34 protein-coding genes are annotated in these 23,240 nt (G+C 66.7%); 3 read left to right on the forward strand and 31 right to left on the reverse strand.

Annotated features, from left to right (window positions below):
• Positions 1–6: 6 nt before the first annotated feature.
• Both WFQ05_RS13125 and WFQ05_RS13130 read left to right on the forward strand, forming a co-directional pair.
• Positions 7–483: a DUF2127 domain-containing protein gene (locus WFQ05_RS13125; protein WP_130516019.1), complete on the forward strand. Its 477-nt coding sequence runs from the start codon at positions 7–9 to the stop codon at positions 481–483.
• A 64-nt stretch (positions 484–547) separates the two neighbouring features.
• A complete protein-coding gene (locus WFQ05_RS13130) occupies positions 548–2,146 on the forward strand; it encodes an amidase (RefSeq protein ID WP_337054178.1) in 1,599 nt (532 codons plus the stop codon).
• A 19-nt stretch (positions 2,147–2,165) separates the two neighbouring features.
• Here WFQ05_RS13130 and WFQ05_RS13135 read toward each other — a convergent pair whose 3' ends face one another.
• A complete protein-coding gene (locus WFQ05_RS13135; protein ID WP_130523419.1) occupies positions 2,166–3,329 on the reverse strand; it encodes a mechanosensitive ion channel family protein in 1,164 nt (387 codons plus the stop codon).
• A gap of 258 nt (positions 3,330–3,587) precedes the next feature.
• The gene (locus WFQ05_RS13140) at positions 3,588–4,979 is read right to left on the reverse strand and encodes a 3-deoxy-7-phosphoheptulonate synthase class II (protein ID WP_130533648.1); all 1,392 of its coding nucleotides are present in this window, start codon (positions 4,977–4,979) and stop codon (positions 3,588–3,590) included.
• A gap of 198 nt (positions 4,980–5,177) precedes the next feature.
• On the opposite strand from WFQ05_RS13140, the gene WFQ05_RS13145 reads away from it, so the two are divergent.
• Complete coding sequence (locus WFQ05_RS13145) at positions 5,178–7,301, forward strand: TonB-dependent receptor (protein WP_337054179.1); 2,124 nt, start codon at positions 5,178–5,180, stop codon at positions 7,299–7,301.
• Positions 7,302–7,368: 67 nt separating this feature from the next.
• On the opposite strand, the gene WFQ05_RS13150 is transcribed toward WFQ05_RS13145, so the two are convergent.
• The 29 genes from WFQ05_RS13150 to WFQ05_RS13290 form a co-directional block, all read right to left on the reverse strand.
• On the reverse strand, positions 7,369–7,902 hold the full coding sequence (locus WFQ05_RS13150; protein WP_337054181.1) for a disulfide bond formation protein B: 534 nt from the start codon (positions 7,900–7,902) through the stop codon (positions 7,369–7,371).
• A 145-nt stretch (positions 7,903–8,047) separates the two neighbouring features.
• Positions 8,048–8,419, reverse strand: coding sequence for a 50S ribosomal protein L17 (rplQ, locus tag WFQ05_RS13155; protein WP_130516007.1), 372 nt, complete (start codon positions 8,417–8,419; stop codon positions 8,048–8,050).
• Positions 8,420–8,690: 271 nt separating this feature from the next.
• The gene (gene rpoA, locus WFQ05_RS13160; protein WP_130516005.1) at positions 8,691–9,689 is read right to left on the reverse strand and encodes a DNA-directed RNA polymerase subunit alpha; all 999 of its coding nucleotides are present in this window, start codon (positions 9,687–9,689) and stop codon (positions 8,691–8,693) included.
• 49 nt (positions 9,690–9,738) lie between these two features.
• Entirely contained in the window at positions 9,739–10,368 is a 630-nt protein-coding gene (rpsD, locus tag WFQ05_RS13165) for a 30S ribosomal protein S4 (RefSeq protein ID WP_014161359.1), read from the reverse strand.
• 15 nt (positions 10,369–10,383) lie between these two features.
• Entirely contained in the window at positions 10,384–10,779 is a 396-nt protein-coding gene (rpsK, locus tag WFQ05_RS13170) for a 30S ribosomal protein S11 (protein ID WP_130516003.1), read from the reverse strand.
• Between the two features lie 12 nt (positions 10,780–10,791).
• On the reverse strand, positions 10,792–11,148 hold the full coding sequence (gene rpsM, locus WFQ05_RS13175; protein WP_130516001.1) for a 30S ribosomal protein S13: 357 nt from the start codon (positions 11,146–11,148) through the stop codon (positions 10,792–10,794).
• Positions 11,149–11,502: 354 nt separating this feature from the next.
• The gene (gene secY / locus WFQ05_RS13180) at positions 11,503–12,846 is read right to left on the reverse strand and encodes a preprotein translocase subunit SecY (protein ID WP_130516000.1); all 1,344 of its coding nucleotides are present in this window, start codon (positions 12,844–12,846) and stop codon (positions 11,503–11,505) included.
• Between the two features lie 7 nt (positions 12,847–12,853).
• The gene (rplO, locus tag WFQ05_RS13185; protein ID WP_165394587.1) at positions 12,854–13,297 is read right to left on the reverse strand and encodes a 50S ribosomal protein L15; all 444 of its coding nucleotides are present in this window, start codon (positions 13,295–13,297) and stop codon (positions 12,854–12,856) included.
• A complete protein-coding gene (gene rpmD / locus WFQ05_RS13190) occupies positions 13,297–13,488 on the reverse strand; it encodes a 50S ribosomal protein L30 (protein WP_014161364.1) in 192 nt (63 codons plus the stop codon). Before rpmD ends, rplO begins: the two co-directional genes overlap by 1 nt.
• Complete coding sequence (rpsE, locus tag WFQ05_RS13195; protein ID WP_130515996.1) at positions 13,481–14,017, reverse strand: 30S ribosomal protein S5; 537 nt, start codon at positions 14,015–14,017, stop codon at positions 13,481–13,483. The genes rpmD and rpsE overlap by 8 nt, the downstream gene beginning before the upstream one ends.
• Before the next feature lie 155 nt (positions 14,018–14,172).
• Positions 14,173–14,529 carry a 50S ribosomal protein L18 gene (rplR, locus tag WFQ05_RS13200; protein WP_130515994.1) on the reverse strand — a complete coding sequence of 119 codons (357 nt, stop codon included), beginning with the start codon at positions 14,527–14,529 and terminating at the stop codon, positions 14,173–14,175.
• Positions 14,530–14,609: 80 nt separating this feature from the next.
• A complete protein-coding gene (rplF, locus tag WFQ05_RS13205) occupies positions 14,610–15,137 on the reverse strand; it encodes a 50S ribosomal protein L6 (RefSeq protein ID WP_130515992.1) in 528 nt (175 codons plus the stop codon).
• A gap of 16 nt (positions 15,138–15,153) precedes the next feature.
• On the reverse strand, positions 15,154–15,552 hold the full coding sequence (rpsH, locus tag WFQ05_RS13210; protein ID WP_130533646.1) for a 30S ribosomal protein S8: 399 nt from the start codon (positions 15,550–15,552) through the stop codon (positions 15,154–15,156).
• Between the two features lie 186 nt (positions 15,553–15,738).
• Positions 15,739–16,044 (reverse strand): 30S ribosomal protein S14, encoded by a 306-nt coding sequence (gene rpsN / locus WFQ05_RS13215; protein WP_130515988.1) that lies wholly within the window; start codon positions 16,042–16,044, stop codon positions 15,739–15,741.
• 15 nt (positions 16,045–16,059) lie between these two features.
• Positions 16,060–16,602 (reverse strand): 50S ribosomal protein L5, encoded by a 543-nt coding sequence (gene rplE / locus WFQ05_RS13220; RefSeq protein WP_130515986.1) that lies wholly within the window; start codon positions 16,600–16,602, stop codon positions 16,060–16,062.
• Between the two features lie 11 nt (positions 16,603–16,613).
• Positions 16,614–16,931 carry a 50S ribosomal protein L24 gene (gene rplX, locus WFQ05_RS13225; protein WP_130515984.1) on the reverse strand — a complete coding sequence of 106 codons (318 nt, stop codon included), beginning with the start codon at positions 16,929–16,931 and terminating at the stop codon, positions 16,614–16,616.
• 15 nt (positions 16,932–16,946) lie between these two features.
• A complete protein-coding gene (rplN, locus tag WFQ05_RS13230) occupies positions 16,947–17,315 on the reverse strand; it encodes a 50S ribosomal protein L14 (protein WP_014161372.1) in 369 nt (122 codons plus the stop codon).
• A 15-nt stretch (positions 17,316–17,330) separates the two neighbouring features.
• Positions 17,331–17,597, reverse strand: a complete 267-nt coding sequence (gene rpsQ, locus WFQ05_RS13235) for a 30S ribosomal protein S17 (protein WP_130515982.1) — start codon at positions 17,595–17,597, stop codon at positions 17,331–17,333.
• Between the two features lie 11 nt (positions 17,598–17,608).
• A complete protein-coding gene (gene rpmC, locus WFQ05_RS13240) occupies positions 17,609–17,794 on the reverse strand; it encodes a 50S ribosomal protein L29 (RefSeq protein WP_093135061.1) in 186 nt (61 codons plus the stop codon).
• Entirely contained in the window at positions 17,794–18,207 is a 414-nt protein-coding gene (gene rplP / locus WFQ05_RS13245; protein WP_130515980.1) for a 50S ribosomal protein L16, read from the reverse strand. Before rplP ends, rpmC begins: the two co-directional genes overlap by 1 nt.
• Positions 18,208–18,212: 5 nt before the next feature.
• On the reverse strand, positions 18,213–18,932 hold the full coding sequence (gene rpsC / locus WFQ05_RS13250; protein WP_130515977.1) for a 30S ribosomal protein S3: 720 nt from the start codon (positions 18,930–18,932) through the stop codon (positions 18,213–18,215).
• 4 nt (positions 18,933–18,936) lie between these two features.
• Positions 18,937–19,278: a 50S ribosomal protein L22 gene (gene rplV / locus WFQ05_RS13255; protein ID WP_130515975.1), complete on the reverse strand. Its 342-nt coding sequence runs from the start codon at positions 19,276–19,278 to the stop codon at positions 18,937–18,939.
• A 12-nt stretch (positions 19,279–19,290) separates the two neighbouring features.
• The gene (gene rpsS, locus WFQ05_RS13260; protein WP_130515973.1) at positions 19,291–19,566 is read right to left on the reverse strand and encodes a 30S ribosomal protein S19; all 276 of its coding nucleotides are present in this window, start codon (positions 19,564–19,566) and stop codon (positions 19,291–19,293) included.
• A 6-nt stretch (positions 19,567–19,572) separates the two neighbouring features.
• Positions 19,573–20,400: a 50S ribosomal protein L2 gene (rplB, locus tag WFQ05_RS13265; protein WP_130515971.1), complete on the reverse strand. Its 828-nt coding sequence runs from the start codon at positions 20,398–20,400 to the stop codon at positions 19,573–19,575.
• Between the two features lie 11 nt (positions 20,401–20,411).
• A complete protein-coding gene (gene rplW / locus WFQ05_RS13270; RefSeq protein WP_130515969.1) occupies positions 20,412–20,711 on the reverse strand; it encodes a 50S ribosomal protein L23 in 300 nt (99 codons plus the stop codon).
• Positions 20,708–21,313, reverse strand: a complete 606-nt coding sequence (rplD, locus tag WFQ05_RS13275) for a 50S ribosomal protein L4 (RefSeq protein WP_130523414.1) — start codon at positions 21,311–21,313, stop codon at positions 20,708–20,710. Before rplD ends, rplW begins: the two co-directional genes overlap by 4 nt.
• Positions 21,314–21,324: 11 nt before the next feature.
• Entirely contained in the window at positions 21,325–21,978 is a 654-nt protein-coding gene (gene rplC, locus WFQ05_RS13280) for a 50S ribosomal protein L3 (protein ID WP_130523413.1), read from the reverse strand.
• Between the two features lie 11 nt (positions 21,979–21,989).
• Positions 21,990–22,301, reverse strand: a complete 312-nt coding sequence (gene rpsJ, locus WFQ05_RS13285) for a 30S ribosomal protein S10 (RefSeq protein ID WP_014161383.1) — start codon at positions 22,299–22,301, stop codon at positions 21,990–21,992.
• 509 nt (positions 22,302–22,810) lie between these two features.
• A partial coding sequence (locus tag WFQ05_RS13290) for an EF-Tu/IF-2/RF-3 family GTPase (RefSeq protein WP_337054182.1) occupies positions 22,811–23,240 on the reverse strand: 430 nt, incomplete at its 5' end.

Below are 23,240 nucleotides of genomic sequence, written 5' to 3' on the forward strand. Positions count from 1 at the left end.
GGCCCGATGCCTCATACCCAACGTCCCTACGATCCGGATCCGCACGCGCATCCGGGCCTGCATGCGCTGGCGTTGTTCGAACTGGCCAAGGGCCTGCTGGCCCTGATCGCCGCGGCCAGCCTGGAAGTCCTCGGGCCCGACCCGATCCGGCGCGCGGTGTACTGGCTGATCGAGCGCTTCCATCTGGACCCGGCGCACGGCGCCCTGCCCTCGCTGCTCAAGCAGATCGACCCCAAGGCGGTACACCTGGCCGTGGCCGTGGTGGCCATCTATGCGCTGTGGCGGCTGGTGGAATCCTGGGGCCTGTGGCGGGCCAAGGCCTGGGCCTCGTGGCTGGGCTGCGTGGGCACGGCGGTCTACCTGCCCTTCGACATGTATGCGCTGGTCCGGCACCCGGGCTGGCATACGGCCGTGGTGGTGCTGATCAACGTGATCGTGGTGGCCGTGCTGGCCCGCGACCTGATCCGCCGCCGGCGCCACTGAGCCGCTTGCGGCCCCCGCGCCGCTGCGTTTAGCCTGCGACGATCCGCATGAGGGGATCGAACCGATGCACGCCTTCAGGCTTGCACTGACGCTGTCGTGCCTGGCCGCGCTGGCCGGCTGCACCGCCCCGGCGTCCGCGCCGCCCAAGACCGCCGCGCCCGCCCAGTTCCGCTATGCCGAGCTGACCATCGCCCAGCTGCAGGAGCAGATGCAGCGCGGCGCGCTGGACAGCCGCACCCTGACCCGCGCCTACCTGGACCGCATCGCCCAGGTCGATCGCGCCGGGCCGCACCTCAATGCCGTGATCCAGCTCAATCCCGAGGCGATGACCGAGGCGGCGCTGCGCGACCGCGAGCGCGCCGGCGGCACCGTGCGCGGGCCGCTGCAGGGCATCCCGATCCTGCTCAAGGACAACATCGACGCCACGCCGATGGCCACCACCGCCGGCTCGCTGGCGCTGCGCGATTTCCATCCCAAGGCCGACGCCTTCCTGGTCAAGCGCCTGCGCGAGGCCGGCGCGGTGATCCTGGGCAAGACCAACCTCTCGGAGTGGGCCAACTTCCGCTCCAGCGACTCGATCTCCGGCTGGAGCGCGGTCGGCGGCCAGACCCATAACCCCTATGTGCTGGACCGCAACCCCTGCGGGTCCAGCGCCGGCAGCGGCGTGGCCGCCTCGGCCAACCTGGCCGCGGCCACGGTCGGCACCGAGACCGACGGCAGCATCATCTGCCCGGCGGCGGTCAACGGCGCGGTGGGGCTGAAGCCCACCGTCGGCCTGGTCAGCCGCGACGGCATCGTGCCGATCTCCTGGAGCCAGGACACCGCCGGGCCGATCACCCGCACGGTGGCCGATGCGGCCATCTTGCTGGCGGCGATGGCCGGTCGCGACAGCGCCGATGCCAGCACCGGCTACGCCACGCTCAATGCCCCGCTGGACTACGTCTCGCGCCTGCGGCCCGGCGCGCTCAAGGGCGCACGCATCGGCGTGGTCCGCAGCAGCTTCAAGTTCGGCCCCGACGTGGCCAAGGCGATGGAAGGCGCGGTCGCGACCCTGCGCGCGGCGGGCGCGACCGTGATCGACGCCGAGATCCCCACCGCCGGCCAGTGGGACCAGGACGAACTGCTGGTGCTCAAGACCGAGTTCAAGAACGGGCTGGCGCGCTACCTCACCAGCAAGGGCGCGCCGGTGGACTCGCTGCAGCAGCTGATCGGCTTCAACCAGCAGCATGCGCGCGAGGAGTTGGCGCTGTTCGGGCAGGACCTGTTCGAACAGTCCGCGGCGATGGGCGGTCTGAACGACCCGGCCTACATCCAGGCCCGTTCGCGCATCAAGCGGCTGGCCGGCCCGGAGGGCATCGATGCGGCGCTCAAGGCGCAGCACCTGGACGCCCTGGTCGCCGCGGCAACGGGCCCGGCCTGGCGCACCGACCCGGCGTTCAAGGATCCCTTCCCCGGCGCCGGCTATGGCGCGGCGGCGGTGGCCGGCTATCCCAGCCTGACCATCCCGATGGGCGACAGCCGCGGGCTGCCGCTGGGCCTGCTGTTCATGGGGACCGCCTGGAGCGAGGCCAAGCTGATCGGGCTGGGCTACGACTACGAGCAGCACACCCGAGCGCGCGTGCCGCCGGCCTATCGCGCCACGCTGGAACCGCGCACGCCCTGAGCGCCGCGCACCCGGCGGATCAGTGCGACGGCGGGGGCACCGGCCCCGGCGCTTCGGGCGACACCGGCGGCGGGCCGTCCTCGGCGCCGGGCGAAGAGGTCTGGCGCGCGCTGGGCAACACCTGCGGCGTGTCGGGCGGGGTCTGTTCTCGGGTGAGCATGTTGCGCTGACGCGGCAGCGCGTCGGGATACTCGCGCGCCAGGTAGTCCAGCACGCGCTCGCGCACCACGCAGCGCAGGTCGAAGGCATCGCCGGAACTGCGCGCGCTGACCAGCAGGCGCACCTGCATGGCGGTCTCGGAGGTCTCGGTGACCTGGGCGATGCAGACCCGGCCGTCCCAGCGCGGATCCTCGCGGCAGACGCGTTCGGTTTCGGCGCGCACCGCGGCCATCGGCGTGCGGTAGTCCAGCCACAGGAACACGGTGCCGAGCATGTCGGCGCTGCGCCGCGTCCAGTTCTGGAACGGGTTCTCGATGAACCAGGTCAGCGGCACCACCATGCGGCGCTGATCCCAGATGTGCACGACCACGAAGGAACTGGTGATCTCCTCGATGCGGCCCCATTCGCCCTCGACGATGACCACGTCGTCCAGGCGGATCGGCTGGGTCAGCGCGATCTGCAGGCCGGCGATCAGGTTGCCGAACACCGGCTTGGCCGCGATGCCCGCCACCAGCCCGAGGATGCCGGCCGAGGCCAGCAGCGTGCGGCCGAGCTGACGCACCTCGTCGAACTGCAGCAGCACCACCGAGGCGCCGACCAGGATCACCGCGCCGGAGGCCACCCGCCCCAGCACCCGCGCCTGGGTATGGATGGTGCGCGCGTGCAGGTTGTCGGCCACGTCGATGCGGTTGTCGCGCAGGATCGCCGCCACGATGCCGGCCACCACGCGCACCAGCAGCCAGGTCACGCAGGCGACGATGCCGATGTGCAGCAGCTGCTTGACCAGCTGCAGCTGCGCATCCTTGAGCGGTGTGGCCTCGAGCCCGGCGCGCAGAAAGATCAGCGGCAGCACGAAGGCCAGCGGCAGGCTGAGGATGCGGGTGATGCGCGCGCGCCGGAAATCCTTGCCGCGCGAGCGCCGCTCCAGCCAGGCGAACAATCCCCAGGCGAGCACGCCCAGCGCCAGGGAAATTCCCAGCGGGATCACGTAGTCGCGCGCGGTCATCCAGTGCAGGTCAGCCATCCCCACCGGAGACTGCCAAAGCGCGCGTCGAGGGTATGTGGGCACGCGTGGCGAACGACTGGGCGCATCACGCCTTGGAAGGGCCAGTGGGAGCCGCCATGGCGGCTCCCACCTGTAGAGCGGAGCTTGCTCCGCTGCTCTTCGTTCGGTTCGTGGGGAAGGCCTCAGCGGAGTCCCCAAAAGGGGATTGCCACAAGCTCCGCTCTACAGGCAGACCGCTGCGAGATTCGAGGAGACAGTTGCTCCCACCGAAGATCGCTAAGCCGCTGTCGCCTGCAGCTGCCGCTGCTTGCGCACGATCGACATGGCGATCTCCAGCGACTGCTCGTAGTTCAGGCGCGGATCGACAGTCGAGCGGTAGGCACGCTCCAGGTCCACATCGGTCAGCTCGCGCGCGCCGCCGGTGCATTCGGTGACGTCCTCGCCGGTCAGCTCCAGGTGCACGCCGCCCAGGCGCGTGCCGACCGCGGCGTGGATGTCGAAGGCCTGCTCGACCTCGCCGCGCACGTTGTCGAAGCGGCGCGTCTTGAAGCCGTTGCTGGTCGACTCGGTATTGCCGTGCATCGCATCGCACACCCACAGCACGCGCCGGCCGTCGCGCTTGACCGCCTCCAGCAGCGGCGGCAGCTTCTCGGCGATCTGCGCCGCGCCCATGCGATGGATGAAGGTCAGCCGGCCCGGCTCGTCGTCCGGGTTGAGGATGTCCATCAGCGCCAGCAGCTGATCGGGCTTCACCGACGGGCCGACCTTCACCGCGATCGGATTGCGCACGCCGCGCAGGTATTCCACGTGCGCGCCATCGACCGCCGCGGTGCGCATGCCGATCCAGGGATAGTGCGTGGACAGGTTGAACCAGCCGTGCTGGCGCGGGACCTCGCGGGTCAGCGCCTGCTCGTAGGGCAGCAGCAGCGCTTCGTGCGAGGTGTAGAAATCGATGCGATTGAGGTTGTGCACCTCGGCGCCGGCCAGGGTTTCCATGAAGCGCACCGCGCCGCCGATGTCGGCCACCATCTGCTGGTATTCGTTGGCCAGCGGCGAGTAGCCGACCCAGCTGAGGTTCCAGTACTCGGGATGGTGCAGGTCGGCGAAGCCGCCGTCGATCAGCGCCCGCACGAAGTTCATCGTCATGGCCGAGCGCGAATGCGCGCGGATCATGCGCTGCGGATCGGGAATGCGCGCCTGCGCGGTGAACTCGGGCCCGTTGACCAGGTCGCCGCGATAGCTCGGCAGGGTGATCTCGCCGCGGGTTTCCATGTCGGTCGAACGCGGCTTGGCGTACTGCCCGGCGAAGCGCCCGACGCGCACCACCGGCAGCTGCAACCCGTGCACCAGCACCAGGCTCATCTGCAGCAGCACCTTCAGCCGGTTGGAGATCAGCCCGGACTCGCAGTCGGAGAAGCTCTCGGCGCAGTCGCCGCCCTGCAGCACGAAGCGCTTGCCTTCCTGTGCCTCGGCCAGCTGCTTCTTCAGCGCGAAGATCTCCCACGAGGTCACCAGCGGCGGCAACCGGCCGAGCTCCTCGACCGCCCGGTCCAGCGCCTCAGCGTCGGGATAGGTCGGCAGCTGCATCGCCGGGCGCGCGCGCCAGCTGTCGGGGCGCCAGTCGCCGGAGGCGGCAGGAAAGGGAATGGCGGGGGCTGCGGCGGACATGCGGGGCTCCTGGAGAAGCCGCCATGATCGCAGAGCGCGGGGCCTCGCACGCACTTCCTGTCAATTCCGACAGTTTTCTGAGGTCTCTAAACCCCAGGAAACGTACGACACGCGCCCATGACTTTCGGCCTAGGCATGACAGTCCTGACAGGAGGACCGTTACTTCATAACATTTTCCCAACGGCCCACGCCCCCTCCATGAAGACCCCGACCCTGCTCGCCTCCGCCATCGCCTTGGCCCTGGCGACCACACCCCTGCTCGCCCTGGCCGATGACGCCCCCACCGACACCACCGTCGACCTGGACGTGGTCAAGGTTCACGCCAAGCTGGACGAGGCACGCAATGCGCTCTCCCCGGACATCGGCAGCAGCCAGTTCACCATTACCGCGGCCGACATCGACCGGCTGCCGCTGGGCGCCTCCACGCCGATGAACCAGGTGCTGCTGCAGGCGCCGGGCGTCGTCCAGGACTCCTACGGCGGCGTCCACGTGCGCGGCGACCACGCCAATCTGCAGTACCGCATCAACGGCGTGATCCTGCCCGAGTCGATCTCCGGCTTCGGCCAGAGTCTGGACCCGCGCACCGTGTCCAGCATCCGGCTGCTCGACGGCGCGCTGCCGGCCCAGTTCGGCGACCGGACCGCCGCGGTGGTCGACATCACCACCAAGAGCGGCCAGGCGCTCGGCAACGGCGGCAGCGTCGGGGTGACCGCGGGCTCGTTTGGCACCTTCAATCCCTCGCTGGCCTGGTGGGGCAGCCAGGGCCGCTGGAGCTGGTTCGTGACCGGCGACTATGACCAGAACAAGATCGGCCTGGAGAACCCGACCAACAGCCGCACGCCCGATCACGACAAGACCCACCAGGGCAAGGCCTTCGCCGACCTGACCTATCTGGTCAACGAGGACACGCGCCTGAGCGTGATGGCCGGCTACGCCAACAACCGCTTCCAGGTGCCCAACAACCCGGGCCAGACCCCGGCCTTCGACGACCAGGGCCAGACCGACTTCGATTCCAGCGCGCTGGACGAGCGCCAGCGCGAGAACACCCGCTTCGCGACCGTCGCCCTGCAGGGCCTGGTCGGCGACAGCGCCTATCAGGTCTCGCTGGGCCAGCGCTACAGCAGCGTGGCCTTCGATCCGGACGTCACCGGCGATCTGATCTTCGACGGCGTCGCCTCGCAGGTCGATCGCGGCAACCGCGCCAACGTGCTGCAGGCCGATATCTCCACCCCGCTGGGCGCCTCGCACACCTTACGCTACGGCCTGTACGGCGACTTCGAGCACGCCACCGCCAGCAACAACAGCTGGGTCTTCCCGGCCGACGCCGACGGCAACCAGACCAGCAACATCCCCGAGCTGATCGGCGACAGCAGCCGCTTCCACGCCAGCACCACCGCGCTCTACCTGCAGGACGAGTGGAAGCTCGGCGAGGACTGGACGGTCAACTACGGCCTGCGCGGCGATCGCTACAAGGCCTTCGGGCGGACCGAGAGCCAGCTCAGCCCGCGCGTGGGCGCGATCTGGCGCGCCACCGACAGCACCACCCTGCACGCCGGCTACGCACGCTACTTCACCCCGCCGGCCAGCGAACTGATCTCCTCCGGGGACATCGCCCTGTTCGATGGCACCACCAACCAGCAGCTGGCCGCCGGCGCGCAGATCCCGCTCAGCGAGCGCAGCGACTACTACGACCTGGGCATCTCCCAGCAGGTCGGCGACCACCTGACCCTGGGTCTGGACGCCTACGACCGCCTGGCCGACCGCCTGCAGGACGAAGGCCAGTTCGGCGCCGCCTACATCTATTCGACCTTCAACTACCGCTACGGCCACGTCCATGGCCTGGAGTTCTCGGCCGACTACAGCAACGGCCCGGTAAGCGCCTACTTCAACGCGGCCTACAGCCGGGCGATGGGCAAGCAGGTCATGACCGGCGCGTACAACTTCGACCCCGACGCCCTGGCCTACGTGGCGGAGAACTGGATCCACCTGGACCACGACCAGAAGCTCACCTCGTCGGGCGGCATCAACTACAGCTTCGCCGGCAACAACCGGGTGGGCGCCAACTATCTCTATGGCAGCGGCCTGCGCACCGATACAGCCACGGTGCCCAACGGCGCGGCGCTGCCGTCCTACTTCCAGCTCAACCTGAGCGCGGGGCACGACTTCGAGGCCGACACCTCGCATCCGCTGCATGTTCAGGTCGCCGCGGTGAACGCGCTGGATCGCAGCTACCAGCTGCGCGACGGCGGCGGCATCGGCGTGTTCGCGCCGCAGTGGGCGCCGCGTCGCGGCGTGTTCCTCAGCGTGCAGCAGGACTTCTGACGCGACCTGCGCCGCGTCCAGGCTGCGGACCGGTCGACGCGCGCGACCGGTCCGGCGCCGGGTTCGCTCAGGACGGACGCAGCTCGCGCAGCAGCGTGCGCTTGCGCCGGCGGGAGGCGGCGATCAGCAGCCACAGCGTCAGCACCACGAACCACAGCAGGCTCCACTCGGGCATCGACAGGCCCAGCAGACGCCAGGTGACCTCGGCGCACTCGCCCGAGCCGGTCAGCACCTGGCGCAGCACGTCGCCCAGCGGGAAGGCCTCCATCATGTAGGCCAGGTCGGGGCCGCAGGCCGGCACCTTGTCGGCGGGCAGATGCTGCAGCCACACGTGGCGCCCGGCGATGCCGATGCCGATCAGCGCCGGCACCAGCCCCAGCAGGCCGTAGACGATGCGCCCGCCGCGGCTACGCGGCCCATGCAGGCCGCCGATCAGGAACACCAGGCCCAGCAGCGCGAACGCGCCGCGCTGGAAGCTGCACAGCGGACACGGGATCTGGTGCTGGTAGTACTGGGTGTACAGCGCAGCGCCCAGCAATCCGACGCACACGAGGAAACCGGCCAGGAATTGCGCGCGGAAGGACCAACGGAAAGGATTCATGGGCAGCGGCAACGGGGAAGTCCCCGCATTATCGCCACCCCGCGCGCCCAGGGCCAAATCCGCCCCTCCACGCGACCTGCGCCCCAAACGCAAAACCCCGGCCAGGAGCCGGGGTCTGCAGGTGACGCGTGCGGGACGGGGTCGATTACTCGGCCGCTTCCGGACGATCGACCAGTTCCACGTAGGCCATCGGCGCGTTGTCGCCAGCGCGGAAGCCGCACTTGAGGATGCGCAGGTAGCCGCCCGGACGCGACTGGTAGCGCGGGCCCAGGGTGGTGAACAGGGTGCCGACCGCTTCCTTGTCGCGCAGACGCGCGAAGGCCAGACGGCGGTTGGCCACGCCATCGACCTTGGCCAGGGTGATCAGCGGCTCGGCGACGCGACGCAGTTCCTTGGCCTTGGGCAGGGTGGTCTTGATCAGGCCGTGCTTGATCAGCGAGGCGGCCATGTTGGAGAACATCGCGGCGCGATGCGAGCTGGTGCGGCTGAACTTGCGGCCGGCTTTCTGGTGACGCATGAGGTGGATTCCTGATGAATGGTGCGGCTGTTGAGGTTCGCTGTCGCCTTCGTGGCGTTGTTGCCTGGACTGCGGTTGGTCCTGATCCGGTCATCCTGTCCGGACATCGCGCGGGCCTTTGCGGCCCGTCGTCGAGGTGTTGCGGGTGAAGCAGTATCGCTGGACTTACTTCGGTGGAGCATCGAGCCGAGACGGATCGCCCGTCCCGGCCCGGCACAGCGCGCCGGGCGTTCGCCCAAGCGCGCGGCAGTGCCGCGCAAGCGGCTTGGGCTTACCCCATCATCCCGTGCTGGGAAACACCGGCCGGCGGCCAGTTCTCCAGCTTCATGCCGAGCGACAGGCCGCGCTGGGCCAGGACTTCCTTGATCTCGGTCAGCGACTTCTTGCCGAGGTTCGGGGTCTTGAGCAGCTCGACTTCGGTCTTCTGGATCAGATCGCCGATGTAGTAGATGCTCTCGGCCTTGAGGCAGTTGGCCGAACGCACGGTCAGCTCCAGGTCGTCGATCGGGCGCAGCAGCACCGGATCCACGCCGCCGGTCTGCTGCTTCGGCGCGCCGCGGTCGCGGTGCGTGAAGTCGCCGAACACCGACAGCTGGTCGCTCAGGATGTCGGCGGCGGTGCGCACGGCTTCCTCGGCGTCGATCGTGCCGTTGGTCTCGATGTCCAGGACCAGCTTGTCCAGGTCGGTGCGCTGTTCGACGCGAGCGGACTCGACGGCGTAGGCGACGCGACGGACCGGCGAGAACGAGGCGTCCAGCACCAGGCGGCCGATGGCGCGGTTCTCTTCGTCCGGACGACGACGGGCGGCGGCCGGCTGATAGCCGAAGCCGCGCTCGATCTTCAGGCGCAGGTTGACCGCGATGTCCTTGGTCAGGTGCGCGATCACGTGGTCGGGATTGAGGATCTCGACGTTGTGGTCGGTCTTGATGTCGCCGGCGGTGACCACGCCCGGGCCCTGCTTGGTCAGGCTCAGGGTGGCGTTGTCGCCGGTGTGGATGCGGATGGCCACATCCTTGAGGTTCAGCAGGACTTCCAGCACGTCTTCCTGCAGACCCTCGATGGTGCTGTACTCGTGCAGCACGCCGTCGATCTCGACCTCGGTGATGGCGAAGCCGGGGATGGACGACAGCAGCACGCGGCGCAGCGCATTGCCCAGCGTATGGCCGTAGCCACGCTCCAGCGGTTCAATGACCACCTTGGCGCGGTTGTCGGTCAGGCGCTCGATCTGCGGGCCGCGGGGGCGCAGCACTTGCTGAGTGATACCCGTCATGTTGCTTTGTCTCCTGCAAACCCCCGCCAGGGCGGGGGTGCGTGTGTGATTACTTCGAGTACAGCTCGACGATCAGCGCTTCGTTGATGTCGGCGGGCAGGTCCGAACGGACCGGCACGGCCTTGAACACGCCGGCGAACTTCTTCGAATCCACCTCGACCCAGGACGGGCTCAGGTCCAGCTGCTCGGCCACGGTCAGGGATTCCTGCACGCGCAGCTGCTTCTGGGCCTTCTCCGACAGCTCGATCGCGTCGCCGGCCTTGACCTGGTAGGAAGGCAGGTTGACCGACTTGCCGTTGACCAGCACGCCGCGGTGCGAGACCAGCTGGCGGGCGGCCGGACGGGTGACCGCGAAACCCATGCGGTAGATCACGTTGTCCAGACGGGTTTCCAGCAGCTGCAGCAGGTTCTCGCCGGTGTTGCCCTTCTTGGTCGAGGCCTTCTTGTAGTAGTTGCGGAACTGGCGCTCCAGCAGGCCGTAGATACGCTTGACCTTCTGCTTCTCGCGCAGCTGGGTGGCGTAGTCGGACAGCTTGCCCTTGCGGGCGGTGGCACCGTGCTGGCCGGGCTTCTGCTCCAGCTTGCACTTGGAGTCCAGCGCGCGCGCCGGGCTCTTGAGGGACAGGTCTGCGCCTTCGCGACGAGCGAGTTTGCAGGTAGGACCGATATAACGAGCCATTTCTAATCGCTCCCTTTAGACGCGACGCTTCTTCGGCGGACGGCACCCGTTGTGCGGGATAGGCGTCACGTCGATGATGTTGGTGATCTTGTAGCCGACGTTGTTGAGCGAACGTACGGCCGACTCACGGCCCGGACCCGGACCCTTGATGCGGACTTCCAGCGACTTCAGGCCGTAGTCCAACGCGGCACGGCCGGCCTTCTCGGCGGCGACCTGCGCGGCGAACGGGGTGGACTTGCGCGAACCGCGGAAGCCCGCACCGCCCGACGTGGCCCACGAGAGCGCATTGCCCTGGCGGTCGGTGATGGTGACGATGGTGTTGTTGAACGAAGCGTGGACGTGGGCGACGCCGTCGGTGACGACGCGCTTGATCTTCTTCTTCGGTGCCTTGGCGGCGGACGGCTTTGCCATGATGTTCGCCCCTTACTTCTTGATGGCTTTACGCGGACCCTTGCGGGTACGGGCGTTGGTACGGGTGCGCTGGCCACGCAGCGGCAGGCCGCGACGATGGCGCAGGCCGCGGTAGCAGCCCAGGTCCATCAGGCGCTTGATCGCCATGCCGACTTCGCGACGCAGGTCGCCCTCGACGATGTACTTGCCGACTTCGGCGCGCAGGCGCTCGACTTCCGGCTCGGACAGGTCGCGGATCTTGGTGGTCACCGTCACGCCTGCGGCTTCGCAGACCTTCTTGGACCGGGTACGGCCAATGCCGTAAATGCTCTGCAGCCCCACCCAGACGTGCTTCTGGGCAGGCAGGTTGACACCTGCAATACGCGCCATGACGCGATTCTCCAAACTGTTTGATGGCCGGCTGCACGCCCTCCGTGGTCACGGATTGACGGCATATGGCGTAGGGAACTGGAAATTGTACCAAGGTCTCGGGTTGCTTGGAAGTCCATGGAACCTGGGGAGGTTCCACGGACCCGGCATGGGGAGTGTGCCCATGCTCCGGCGCCGGAAGCCGCTTACCGGACAGACCCGCAAGGGTCCGCCGGTGCCCGCGCTACTCTGGCGCAGGGACGAGCCGCTTCACACTCGCGCGCGAGACCGCCGCACGAGCCGCCCATTTTGAAAGTCCGGCCGATGGCCAGGCTTGTTGGCGGATGGGACCGCCGAAATTGCGACCGAAAGAGGTCAGCCGCGCGACAGGCCGCGGTTACCGCCCTTCAGGTTGGCCTTCTTCAACAGGCTCTCGTACTGGTGGGACATCAGGTGCGCCTGGATCTGCGCGATGAAGTCCATCACCACCACCACCACGATCAGCAGCGAAGTGCCGCCGAAGTAGAACGAGGTGCCCAGCTGGGTACGCATCACTTCCGGCAGCAGACACACCGCCACCAGATAGAGCGAACCGGCGGCCGTCAGGCGGGTCAGCACGCCGTCGACGTAGTCGGCGGTGGCCTTGCCGGGACGGATGCCCGGGATCAGCGCGCCGGACTTCTTCAGATTCTCGGCGGTTTCCTGCGAGTTGAAGACCAGCGCGGTGTAGAAGAACGCGAAGCCGATGATCATCGCCGCGAACACGATCATGTGCAGCGGCTCGCCCGGCGACAGCGCCTGGGAGATGCGCTGCAGGGTCACCGCCATCGGCGACTGGCCGGACCACATCGCCAGCGTGGCCGGGAAGGCCAGGATGGACGAGGCGAAGATCGGCGGGATCACGCCGGCCATGTTGAGCTTGAGTGGCAGGAACGAGGTCTGGTTCATGTACGCGTTGCGACCGCCCTGGCGGCGCGCGTAGTTGACCGTGATCCGGCGTTGCCCGCGCTCGACGAACACCACGAACCAGGTGAACGCGAACACCACCACCGCCACGATGATCAGCGCGATGGGGCTCATCGTGCCGTCGTTGACGGCGCCGAAGGTGTGGATCACCGCGGCCGGAAGGCCGGCGACGATGCCCGAGAAGATGATCAGCGACACACCGTTGCCGATGCCGCGCTCGGTGACCTGCTCGCCGACCCACATCAGGAAGATGGTGCCCGCGGTGAGCGCCACGATCGCGGTGACCACGAAGCCCAGGCCCGGGGCATACACCACCGGCGCACCGCCCGGCGCGGTCTGATGCTGCAGCGCCAGCGCGATGCTGCCGCCCTGCACCACCGCCAGCAGCACCGCGCCGATGCGCGAGTACTGGGTGATCTTGCGACGGCCGGACTCGCCTTCCTTCTGCAGCGCCTTGAGCGCCGGGAAGATGTGCGCACCCAGCTGGATGACGATGGACGCCGAGATGTACGGCATCACGTTCAGCGCGAAGATGCTGAAACGGTGCAGGGCGCCGCCCGAGAACATGTTGAACATGTCCACGATGCCGCCGCCCTGCGCCTGCATCAGCGCGAGCATCGCGTCCGGGTTGACGCCCGGAACCGGAACGAAGCAACCGATCCGGTAGACGACCAGGGCCCCCAGCACGAACAGCAGACGCTGCCGCAGCTCGGTGAATTTGCCCAGACCACCCGCGATGCCCTGCTGCGCCATGCCGTGCTTACTCCTGGATGCTGCCGCCGGCAGCTTCGATGGCGGCCTTCGCGCCCGCCGTGGCCTGCACGCCCTTGAGCGTGAACGCCTTGGTCAACTCGCCCTTCTTCACGATCTTGGCGCGCTTGGCGGTGCTGGGCACCAGCTTGGCAGCGCGCAGGGCCGCGAAGTCGATCTCGCCGGCTTCCAGACGATCCAGCTGATAGGACAGCACCTCGGCGGTGTCCTTCTTCAGCTTGGAGCGGAAGCCGACCTTCGGCAGACGCTTGATCAGCGGCATCTGGCCGCCTTCGAACTTTGCCTTGATCTTGCCCTTACCGGCGCGGGCGAACGAACCCTTGTGGCCGCGGCCGGCGGTCTTGCCCAGGCCCGAACCGATGCCGCGACCGACGCGCTTGCGTTCGGTGCGAGCGCCTTCTGCAGGCGACAGAGTGTTGAGACGCATGTTGATTACTCCTCGACGCGGACGAGGTAGTGAACCTTGGCGATCAGGCCGCGTACCTGCGGGCTGTCCTTGAGTTCACGCACATCGTTGAGCTTGTTCAGGCCCAGCGCCTTCACCGACAGGCGGTGACGCGACTGGGAACCACGCAGGCCGCGCACCAGGCGCACCTTGACGGTCTTGTTGGACTCATTAGCCATGGGTGAGTTCCTCCACCGACTTGCCGCGCTTGGCCGCGATGCGGGCCGGCGACTGCATGTCTTCCAGGCCGCGCAGCGTGGCGCGCACCAGGTTGATCGGGTTACGCGAACCGACCGCCTTGGCCAGCACGTTCTTCACGCCCACCGCTTCCAGCACGGCGCGCATGGCGCCACCGGCGATGACACCGGTACCTTCCGAGGCCGGCTGCATGAACACGCGGGCCGCGCCGTGGCCGGCCTTGACCGGGTGCCACAGGGTGCCGTTGTTCAGATCGACGTTGAGCATGCCCTTGCGCGCGTACTCCATCGACTTCTGGATCGCCACCGGGACTTCGCGGGCCTTGCCGTAGCCGAAACCGATGCGGCCGTTGCCGTCGCCCACCACCGTCAGCGCGGTGAAGGTGAACTGGCGACCACCCTTGACCGTCTTGCTGACGCGGTTGACCGCGATCAGCTTCTCGATCATGCCATCGTCGACTTTCTCTTCGCGGTTGCGATCGCGCCCGCGCGAGCGTTGTTCTTCTGCCATGTTGTTGATTCCTGTTGAGAGGGTCTGTACGGCTTGGCCGCTTATGGTTGTGGTCTACCGCGGTGGAGCGTGACGCGGCTGCAGAAGAGCCGCGGCGCCCGGCGCAATCCGCGCCGGCAGAGGTTGCGTGGGGATGGACCCCGCGCGGTTCAAGCTTAGAACTGCAGGCCGCCTTCGCGCGCGGCATCGGCCAGCGCCTTGACGCGGCCGTGGTAGCGGTAGCCCGAGCGGTCGAAAGCGACCTTCTCGACGCCGGCGGCCTTGGCGCGCTCGGCGATCAGCTTGCCGACCTTGGCGGCGGCGTCGCTGTTCTTGCCGTTCTTCAGGCCTTCCTTGACGTCGGCCTGCAGGGTGTTGGCCGAAGCCAGCACCTTGGAGCCGTCGGCAGTGAAGATCTGCGCGTAGAGGTGCTGGCCGGTGCGCAGGACGCTCAGGCGCGGCACACCCAGGTTGCGGATGTGGGCGCGGGTCGACTTGGCGCGGCGCAGGCGGGCGGTGTTCTTGATGCTCATGTTCAGTGACCTCGTGGAAGCGGATCGGCGTTGAGCCAGTGGGGAGACAGCGGCGGTGTGCCCTCGCCTCCCGACTGCCGTTAAGCCTTCTTGGCTTCCTTGCGGATGATGGTTTCGTCGGAGTACTTCACGCCCTTGCCCTTGTAGGGCTCCGGCGGACGGAATCCGCGGATCTTGGCGGCGACTTCACCGACGCGCTGCTTGTCGGCGCCCTGCACCAGGATCTCGGTCTGGGTCGGGGCGGCCAGCGTGATGCCTTCCGGAGCCTTGAACAGGATCGGGTGGGAGAAACCCAGCGACAGGTTCAGGTCCTTGCCGGACATCGCGGCGCGGTAACCCACGCCGACCAGCTCGAGCTTGCGCTCGAAGCCATCGGACACGCCCTTGACCATGTTGGCCAGGATCGCGCGGATGGTGCCGGTGATGGCGTCGTGGTCCAGCGAGGACGGCGACAGGCTCACGGTGCCGTTCTCGACGGCGATGTTCACGCCCTCGGGCTGGGCGATCGTCAGGGTGCCCTTGGGGCCCTTGACGGTCACGGTGCCGTTGGCGTTGTTCAGTTCGGTGCCCTTGGGCAGGGCAATCGGCTTCTTGGCGACGCGGGACATGTAAGAACTCCTTCCCTTAGGCCACGAAGCACAGGACTTCACCACCCACGCCGGCCGCTCGGGCCTGCGCGTCGGTCATGATGCCCTTCGACGTGGAGATGATGGCAATGCCCAGGCCGTTGAGGACCTTGGGGAGTTCGTCCTTGCCGCGGTACTGGCGCAGGCCCGAGCGCGACACACGCTTGAGCGTGTCGATGACCGGCTTGCCTTCGAAGTACTTCAGGACGACCTCGAGCTCGGCCTTGTTGTTCTCGGTCTTGGTGACGCGAGAATCGGCGATGTAGCCCTCGGACTTCAGGACGCCGGCGATGGCGACCTTGATGTTGGACGACGGCATCTTCACCGTCTGCTTGCCGACGGCGGCCGCATTCTTGATGCGGACCAGCATGTCGGCGATGGGATCAGTCATGCTCATGTGCGATTCCTATGAGTAGCACCGATATCCGCTTTCGCGAAAATCTCGTGTTGTGGGTGGCGCGGGCCTTGAGGCCTGCGCCCTTGCGCGGAAGATCTCTAGCACCAAAGCCTGGCGCCCATCGGGCCGCCAGGCTCTAGGTGGTGAAAATCCGGGGAGCGGATTCTACACCACTCCCTAGCCGTGTTACCAGCTGGCCTTGCGCAGGCCGGGCACGTCGCCACGCATGGTGGCTTCGCGCAGCTTGTTGCGGGCCAGGCCGAACTTGCTGTACACGGCGCGCGGACGGCCGGACAGCTCGCAACGGGTGCGGAAGCGGCTGGGCGAGGAGTCGCGCGGCAGCTTCTGCAGCTTGGTCGAGGCCTCGATCTTCTCGTCGTAGGACGCGTCCTGGCTGGAGATGATCTTTTTCAGTGCTTCGCGCTTGGCCGCGTACTTCTTGGCCAGCTTCGCCCGCTTCAGGTCGCGGTTGACCATGGAGGTCTTTGCCATGTCGTGGTCCTCGACTTAGTTGCGGAACGGGAACTTGAACGCTTCGAGCAGCGCCTTGGCTTCGGCGTCGGTCTTGGCGGTGGTGGTGATGGCGATATCCATGCCGCGGACCGCGTCGACCTGGTCGAAGTCGATTTCCGGGAAGATGATCTGTTCCTTCACGCCCATGTTGTAGTTGCCGCGGCCGTCGAACGACCGGCCGGACACGCCACGGAAGTCGCGCACGCGCGGCAGCGAGATGCTGATCAGGCGGTCCAGGAATTCGTACATGTGGGCGCGACGCAGGGTCACCTTGCAGCCGATCGGCCAGCCGTCACGGATCTTGAAGGACGCGACCGAGACGCGCGACTTCGTCGTGACCGGCTTCTGGCCGGAGATCTTGGCCAGGTCGGCGACGGCGTTCTCCAGGATCTTCTTGTTGGTCGCAGCCTCACCCACACCCATGTTGATGGTGATCTTGGTGAGCCTGGGGACCTCCATCGGGTTGGAGTAGCCGAACTTCTTGGTCAAGGCCGGGACGACCTCTTCCTTGTAGATTTTTTCGAGACGAGTGGTCATGACCTCATTCCTCAGGCGTCGAGCGCCTCACCGCTGGAGCGGAACACACGCAGTTTGCGTCCATCCTCCAGCACCTTGAAGCCAACGCGCTCGCCCTTGCCGGAAGCGGCATTGAACAAGGCGACGTTGGAGATATGGATCGAGGCTTCGCGCTCGACGACGCCGCCGGCGACACCCGCCTGCGGGTTCGGCTTGGTGTGGCGCTTGACGATGTTCACGTTGGACACGACCACACGGTCGCCATCCACGCGCAGCACATCGCCCTGCTTGCCCTTGTCCTTGCCGGTGATGACGACCACTTGGTCGCCCTTCTTGATACGGTTAGCCATTGTGATTTCCTCCGCTCACAGCACTTCGGGTGCGAGCGAGACGATCTTCATGAACTTCTCGGAGCGCAGTTCGCGGGTCACCGGTCCGAAGATACGGGTGCCGATCGGCTCCTGCTTGTTGTTCAGCAGGACGGCGGCGTTGCCGTCGAAGCGAATCAGCGAACCGTCGGCGCGACGCACACCCTTGCGGGTACGCACGACCACGGCGTCATAGACCTCGCCCTTCTTGACCTTGCCACGCGGGATCGCGTCCTTGACGGTCACCTTGATGATGTCGCCGATGCCGGCGTAACGGCGCTTGGAGCCGCCCAGCACCTTGATGCACATCAGCTCCTTGGCACCGGAGTTGTCGGCCGCATCGAGATAGCTCTGCATCTGGATCATGATTCAGGACTCCTCTTATTCGGCCGCGCGGGCGACGATCTCGACCACGCGCCAGTTCTTGGTCTTGGACAGCGGCGCGATCTCCACCACGCGGACCAGGTCGCCTTCGTTGCAGGCGTTGTCGGCGTCGTGGGCGTGCAGCTTGGTCGAGCGCTTGATGTACTTGCCGTACAGCGCGTGCTTGACCTGACGCTCGACCAGAATGGTGACCGTCTTGTCCATCTTGTTGCTGACGACACGACCTTCGATCGTGCGCTGCGTTTTCTGTTCGTTATCACTCATGTCGGCGGTCCTTACTTCTTGCTGCCGAGCAGGGTCTTGACGCGAGCGATCTCGCGGCGGACCCGGCGGGTTTCGTGGGTCTTCGGCAGCTGGCCGGTCGCCTTCTGCATGCGCAGGGAGAACTGCTCCTTGCGCAGCTCGCCCAGATGGGCGTTCAGCTCGTCGGCAGACTTCTCGCGGAGTTCCTTGATAGCCATTAGCGCACCGTCCGGGTCACGAAAGTGGTGGTGACCGAGAGCTTGGCGGCGGCCAGGCGGAACGCCTCGCGTGCCGTTGCCTCGTCCACGCCCTCGATTTCATAGATCATGCGGCCCGGCTGGATCTGGGCCACCCAGTACTCCACATTGCCCTTACCGGAGCCCATGCGGACCTCGATCGGCTTCTTGGTGATGGGCTTGTCGGGGAACACGCGGATCCACATCTTGCCGCCGCGCTTGACGTAGCGGCTGATGGAACGGCGCGCGGCCTCGATCTGGCGCGCGGTCAGCTGACCGTGCGCGGTGGCCTTCAGGCCGTACTCGCCGAACGAGACGAGATTTCCGCTCCAGCTCAGGCCTTCGTTACGGCCCTTGTGCATCTTGCGGTATTTGGTTCGCTTGGGTTGCAACATTGCCGTTACCTCGCATCACGATCGCGGGACGGGCGCGACGGACGTTCGCTGCGCTCGGGGCGCGCGTCGTCCTGCTTCTCCTGACCCACCTGGCTGAAGTCGAACACTTCGCCCTTGTAGACCCACACCTTGATGCCGATGATGCCGTAGGTGGTCTTCGCCTCGGCAAAGCCGTAGTCGATGTCGGCGCGCAGGGTGTGCAGCGGCACACGGCCTTCGCGGTACCACTCGGAACGGGCGATCTCGGCGCCGTTCAGACGGCCGGCGACGTTCACCTTGATGCCCAGGGCACCCAGGCGGATCGCGTTACCGACCGCGCGCTTCATCGCACGGCGGAACATGATGCGGCGCTCCAGCTGCTGGGCGATGGACTCGGCGACCAGCTGGGCGTCCAGCTCGGGCTTGCGCACTTCGGTGACGTTGATGTGCGCCGGGACGCCCATCAGATCGCTCACTTCCTTGCGCAGCTTCTCGATGTCCTCACCGCGCTTGCCGATCACCACGCCCGGGCGGGCGGTGTGGATCGTCACGCGGGCGGTCTTGGCCGGACGCTCGATCAGGATCTTGCTGATCCCGGCCTGGGCCAGCTTCTTGCGGAGCATCTCGCGGACCTTGAGGTCAGCGGCTAGGTAGCTGGCGTACTCGCGCTTGTTGGCGTACCACTTGGAATTCCAGTCCTTGGCGATGCCCAGGCGAATACCGGTCGGATGTACTTTATGGCCCATAGTCTTATTTGCCCTTGCCTTCGCCAACCACCACGGTGATATGGCTGGTGCGCTTGAGGATGCGCGTGCCGCGGCCCTTGGCGCGGGCCATGAAACGCTTCAGCGTCGGGCCCTCGTCGACCATGATGGTCTGGACCTTCAGCTCGTCGACGTCGGCGCCCTGGTTGTTCTCGGCGTTGGCGATCGCCGACTCCACCACCTTCTTGATCAGGTGGGCAGCCTTCTTGTCCGAGAACTTCAGCAGGTTGACGGCGCGCTCGGCCGACAGGCCACGCACCTGGTCGGCGACCAGGCGGGCCTTCTGCGGGGAGATGCGCGCGGTGCGCAGGATGGCTTTCGCTTCCACTGTCATCTCTCCTTACTTCTTGCCGCCGGCTTTCTTGTCGCCACCGTGACCCTTGAAGGTCCGGGTGACGGCAAACTCGCCGAGCTTGTGGCCGACCATGTTCTCGTTGACCAGCACCGGAACGTGGTTCTTGCCGTTGTGCACGGCGATGGTGAAACCCACCATCTCCGGCAGGATCATGGAGCGACGCGACCAGGTCTTGATCGGGCGCTTGCTACCGGCCGCAGCCTCCACCTTCTTGACCAGGTGGTGATCGACGAACGGGCCTTTCTTGAGTGAACGTGCCATGGTCGATTAGCCCCTACGATCGCGGACGATGAATTGCTGCGTGCGCTTGTTATGGCGCGTCTTGTAACCCTTGGTCGGCACGCCCCACGGGGTGACCGGATGCGGGTTGCCCTGGCCGGCCTTGGCCTCACCACCACCGTGCGGGTGGTCGACCGGGTTCATGGCCGCACCGCGAACGGTCGGACGCACGCCGCGCCAACGCTTGGCACCGGCCTTGCCCAGCTTCTCGAGGCTGTGCTCGTCGTTGCCGACTTCGCCGATGGTGGCGCAGCACTCGGCCGGAACCTTGCGCATTTCGCCCGAACGCAGGCGCAGCGTGGCGAAGCCCTGCTCGCGCGCGACCAGCTGGACCGAGGCGCCGGCGGCGCGGGCGATCTGGGCGCCCTTGCCGACCTTCAGCTCGATGCAGTGCACCGTGGTGCCGACCGGGATGTTCAGCAGCGGCAGGGTGTTGCCGGTGCGGATCGGGGCGTCGCGGCCCGCGATCACCTGGTCGCCGGCCTTCAGGCCCTTGGGCGCGATGATGTAGCGGCGCTCACCGTCGACGTAGCACAGCAGCGCGATGTGCGCGGTGCGGTTCGGGTCGTACTCGATGCGCTCGACACGGGCCGGGATGCCGACCTTGTCGCGCTTGAAGTCGATGACACGGTAGTGCTGCTTGTGACCACCACCGATATGACGGGTGGTGATGCGACCGTGGTGGTTGCGACCGCCGGACTTGCTCTGCTTCTCCAGGAGCGGAGCGTGCGGAGCACCCTTGTGCAGGTCGGGCGTCACCACGCGCACGGCCGAACGGCGGCCGGCGGAAGTGGGTTTGAATTTCATCAATGGCATGTGGGTCTACCTCAGGCCGTGGCCGACACGTCGATGGCCTGGCCGTCGGCCAGACGCACATACGCCTTGCGCCAGTCGCCGCGACGGCCACCGCGGTTACGGAAGGACTTGTTCTTGCCCTTGACGTTCACCACGTTGACGGCCTCGACCTTGACGTCGAACAGCTGCTCGACCGCGGCCTTGACATCGGCCTTGGTGGCGTCGTTCGAGACTTCGAAGACGTACTGATTGCTTACTTCCTGCAGACGTGCAGTCTTTTCGGACACGCGCGGAGCGCGCAGCACGCTGAAGATTTTCTCGTTGCTGATCATGCCAGCCACTCCTCGATCTTCTTCACCGCATCGGCGGTGATCACGACAGTGTCGGCACCGACCAGCGACGCCGGATCCAGCGCCTGGACGTCGCGCACTTCCACGTAGGGAAGGTTGCGAGCGGACAGATACAGGTGCTCCGAAGCATCCTCGGTGACGATCAGCGGACGCTTGCCGACGTTCAGTTCCTTGAGCTTGGAGACCAGGCCCTTGGTGCTGGAGGCATCGACGTTGAAGGCGTCGACGACGGTCAGGCGGTCCTGGCGAGCCAGCTCGCTCAGGATGGCCTTCATCGCGGCGCGGTACATCTTGCGGTTGACCTTCTGGTCGAAGCTACGCGGCTTGGCCGCGAAGGTCACGCCGCCGCCGACGAAGATCGGGGCCGTCAGGGCGCCATGACGCGCGCCGCCGCCCTTCTGCTTCTTCGACTTCTTGGTGGTGCCGTTGACTTCCGCACGGGTCTTCTGGGCCTTGGTGCCCGCACGACCGGCGTTGCGATAGGCGACGACGACCTGGTGCACCAGGTCCTGACTGAATTCGCGACCGAACACTTCGTCGGAGACCGACAGTTTGTTGGCGCTGCCGTTAATGGCGAGTTCCATGTTGGTTCTCCTTATGCCTTGCTCGCCGGACGCACGATCACGTCACCACCCGGCGCACCCGGCACGGCGCCGCGGACGGCGATCAGGCCGCGCTCGGCGTCCACGCGGACGACTTCCAGGTTCTGCGTGCTCTGCTGCACGGCGCCCATGTGGCCGGACATCTTCTTGCCCGGGAACACACGGCCGGGGGTCTGACGCTGGCCCAGCGAACCCGGCGCGCGATGCGACAGCGAGTTACCGTGGGTGGCGTCGCCCATGCGGAAGTTCCAGCGCTTGATCGTGCCCTGGAAGCCCTTGCCCTTGGTCACGCCCTGGACGTCGACCTTCTGGCCCACTTCAAAGATGTCGGCCTTGATCTCGCCGCCGACGCTGAAGTCGCCGATCTTGTCGGCTTCCACGCGCAGCTCCCACAGGCCGCGACCGGCTTCGACCTTGGCCTTGGCCAGGTGACCGGCGACCGGCTTGGTGATCAGCGCAGCGCGGCGCGAACCCACGGCGACCTGCACGGCGCTGTAGCCGTCGGTCTCGGAGGTCTTGATCTGGGTGATGCGGTTCGGGGTGGCTTCGATCAGGGTGACCGGGATGGACTTGCCATCTTCGGTGAACACCCGGGTCATGCCGGCCTTGCGGCCAACGATGCCCAACGAATATTTCTTCGCAGTCATGGTCGGTGCCTTTAGGTCAGCTTGATCTGGACGTCAACGCCAGCCGCCAGCTCGAGCTTCATCAGCGCGTCGACGGTCTTGTCGTTGGGATCGACGATGTCCAGCACGCGCTTGTGCGTACGGGTCTCGTACTGGTCGCGCGCATCCTTGTCGGCGTGCGGCGACACCAGGATGGTGTAGCGTTCAATCTTGGTCGGCAGCGGGATCGGGCCGCGCACCTGCGCGCCGGTCCGCTTGGCCGTTTCGACGATCTCGCTCGCCGAGCGATCGATCAGGCGATGATCGTAGGCCTTGAGCCTGATACGGATCTTCTGGTCCGCCATGACGGTTTCCTGTGTTGAAAGAGCGACGGGCGCGGCCTCTGGGATGCCTTGCCCCGGTAATGGTCCACAAGCTTTTTTCTCGAAGTCCCTGCGCCTTGAGTCACCCCTTGCCGGGGGACGCGCCGGGGCCGCGAGGGCCCGGGAATCTTCCTGAAAAACAAGGCAGACCGATGAACGGCCTGCCCAGACGAAAGAGTATAGAACGCGTCAACTACGCCCGTCAACAACCCGGACGCATGGAGACGCGAAAAGTCGCCTTTTCGCGCCACCGGTTCACACGTTCAACATCCTTATCTGGCGAACACGAGGCGCTTCCTGCACCTCTTTTCGCGGTAGGCCGGCCACACCTCCCAGGGAGGGGCCGGCGGGTATTGCGGTGTTGCTTTATTACCTGGTCCCGGGCTGGCCGGGGCGCGCAGTGTACTTCATCGGAGCGGCGGATCCCCGCTTTCGCGGGGATGACGATCTGACAAAGCCCTGCGCGCCTTGGGCGCGCAGGGGTCAGATCGTCACTTGATGATCTTGGCCACCACGCCGGCGCCGACGGTACGGCCACCCTCGCGGATCGCGAAGCGCAGGCCTTCGTCCATCGCCACCGGGTTGATCAGCGTGACCTTCATCTTCACGTTGTCGCCCGGCATCACCATCTCGGTGCCTTCCGGCAGCTCGATCGCACCGGTGATGTCGGTGGTGCGGAAGTAGAACTGCGGACGGTAGCCCTTGAAGAACGGCGTGTGACGGCCACCCTCGTCCTTGGACAGCACGTACACCTCGGCCTCGAACTCGGTGTGCGGGGTGATCGAACCCGGCTTGGCCAGCACCTGGCCGCGCTCCACGTCGTCACGCTTGGTGCCGCGCAGCAGCAGACCCGCGTTGTCGCCCGCCTGGCCCTGGTCCAGCAGCTTGCGGAACATTTCCACGCCGGTCACGGTCGTCTTC

Origin of the sequence: Pseudoxanthomonas sp. USHLN014, assembly GCF_037153335.1 — a bacterium.
Classification (GTDB): domain Bacteria; phylum Pseudomonadota; class Gammaproteobacteria; order Xanthomonadales; family Xanthomonadaceae; genus Pseudoxanthomonas_A; species Pseudoxanthomonas_A winnipegensis.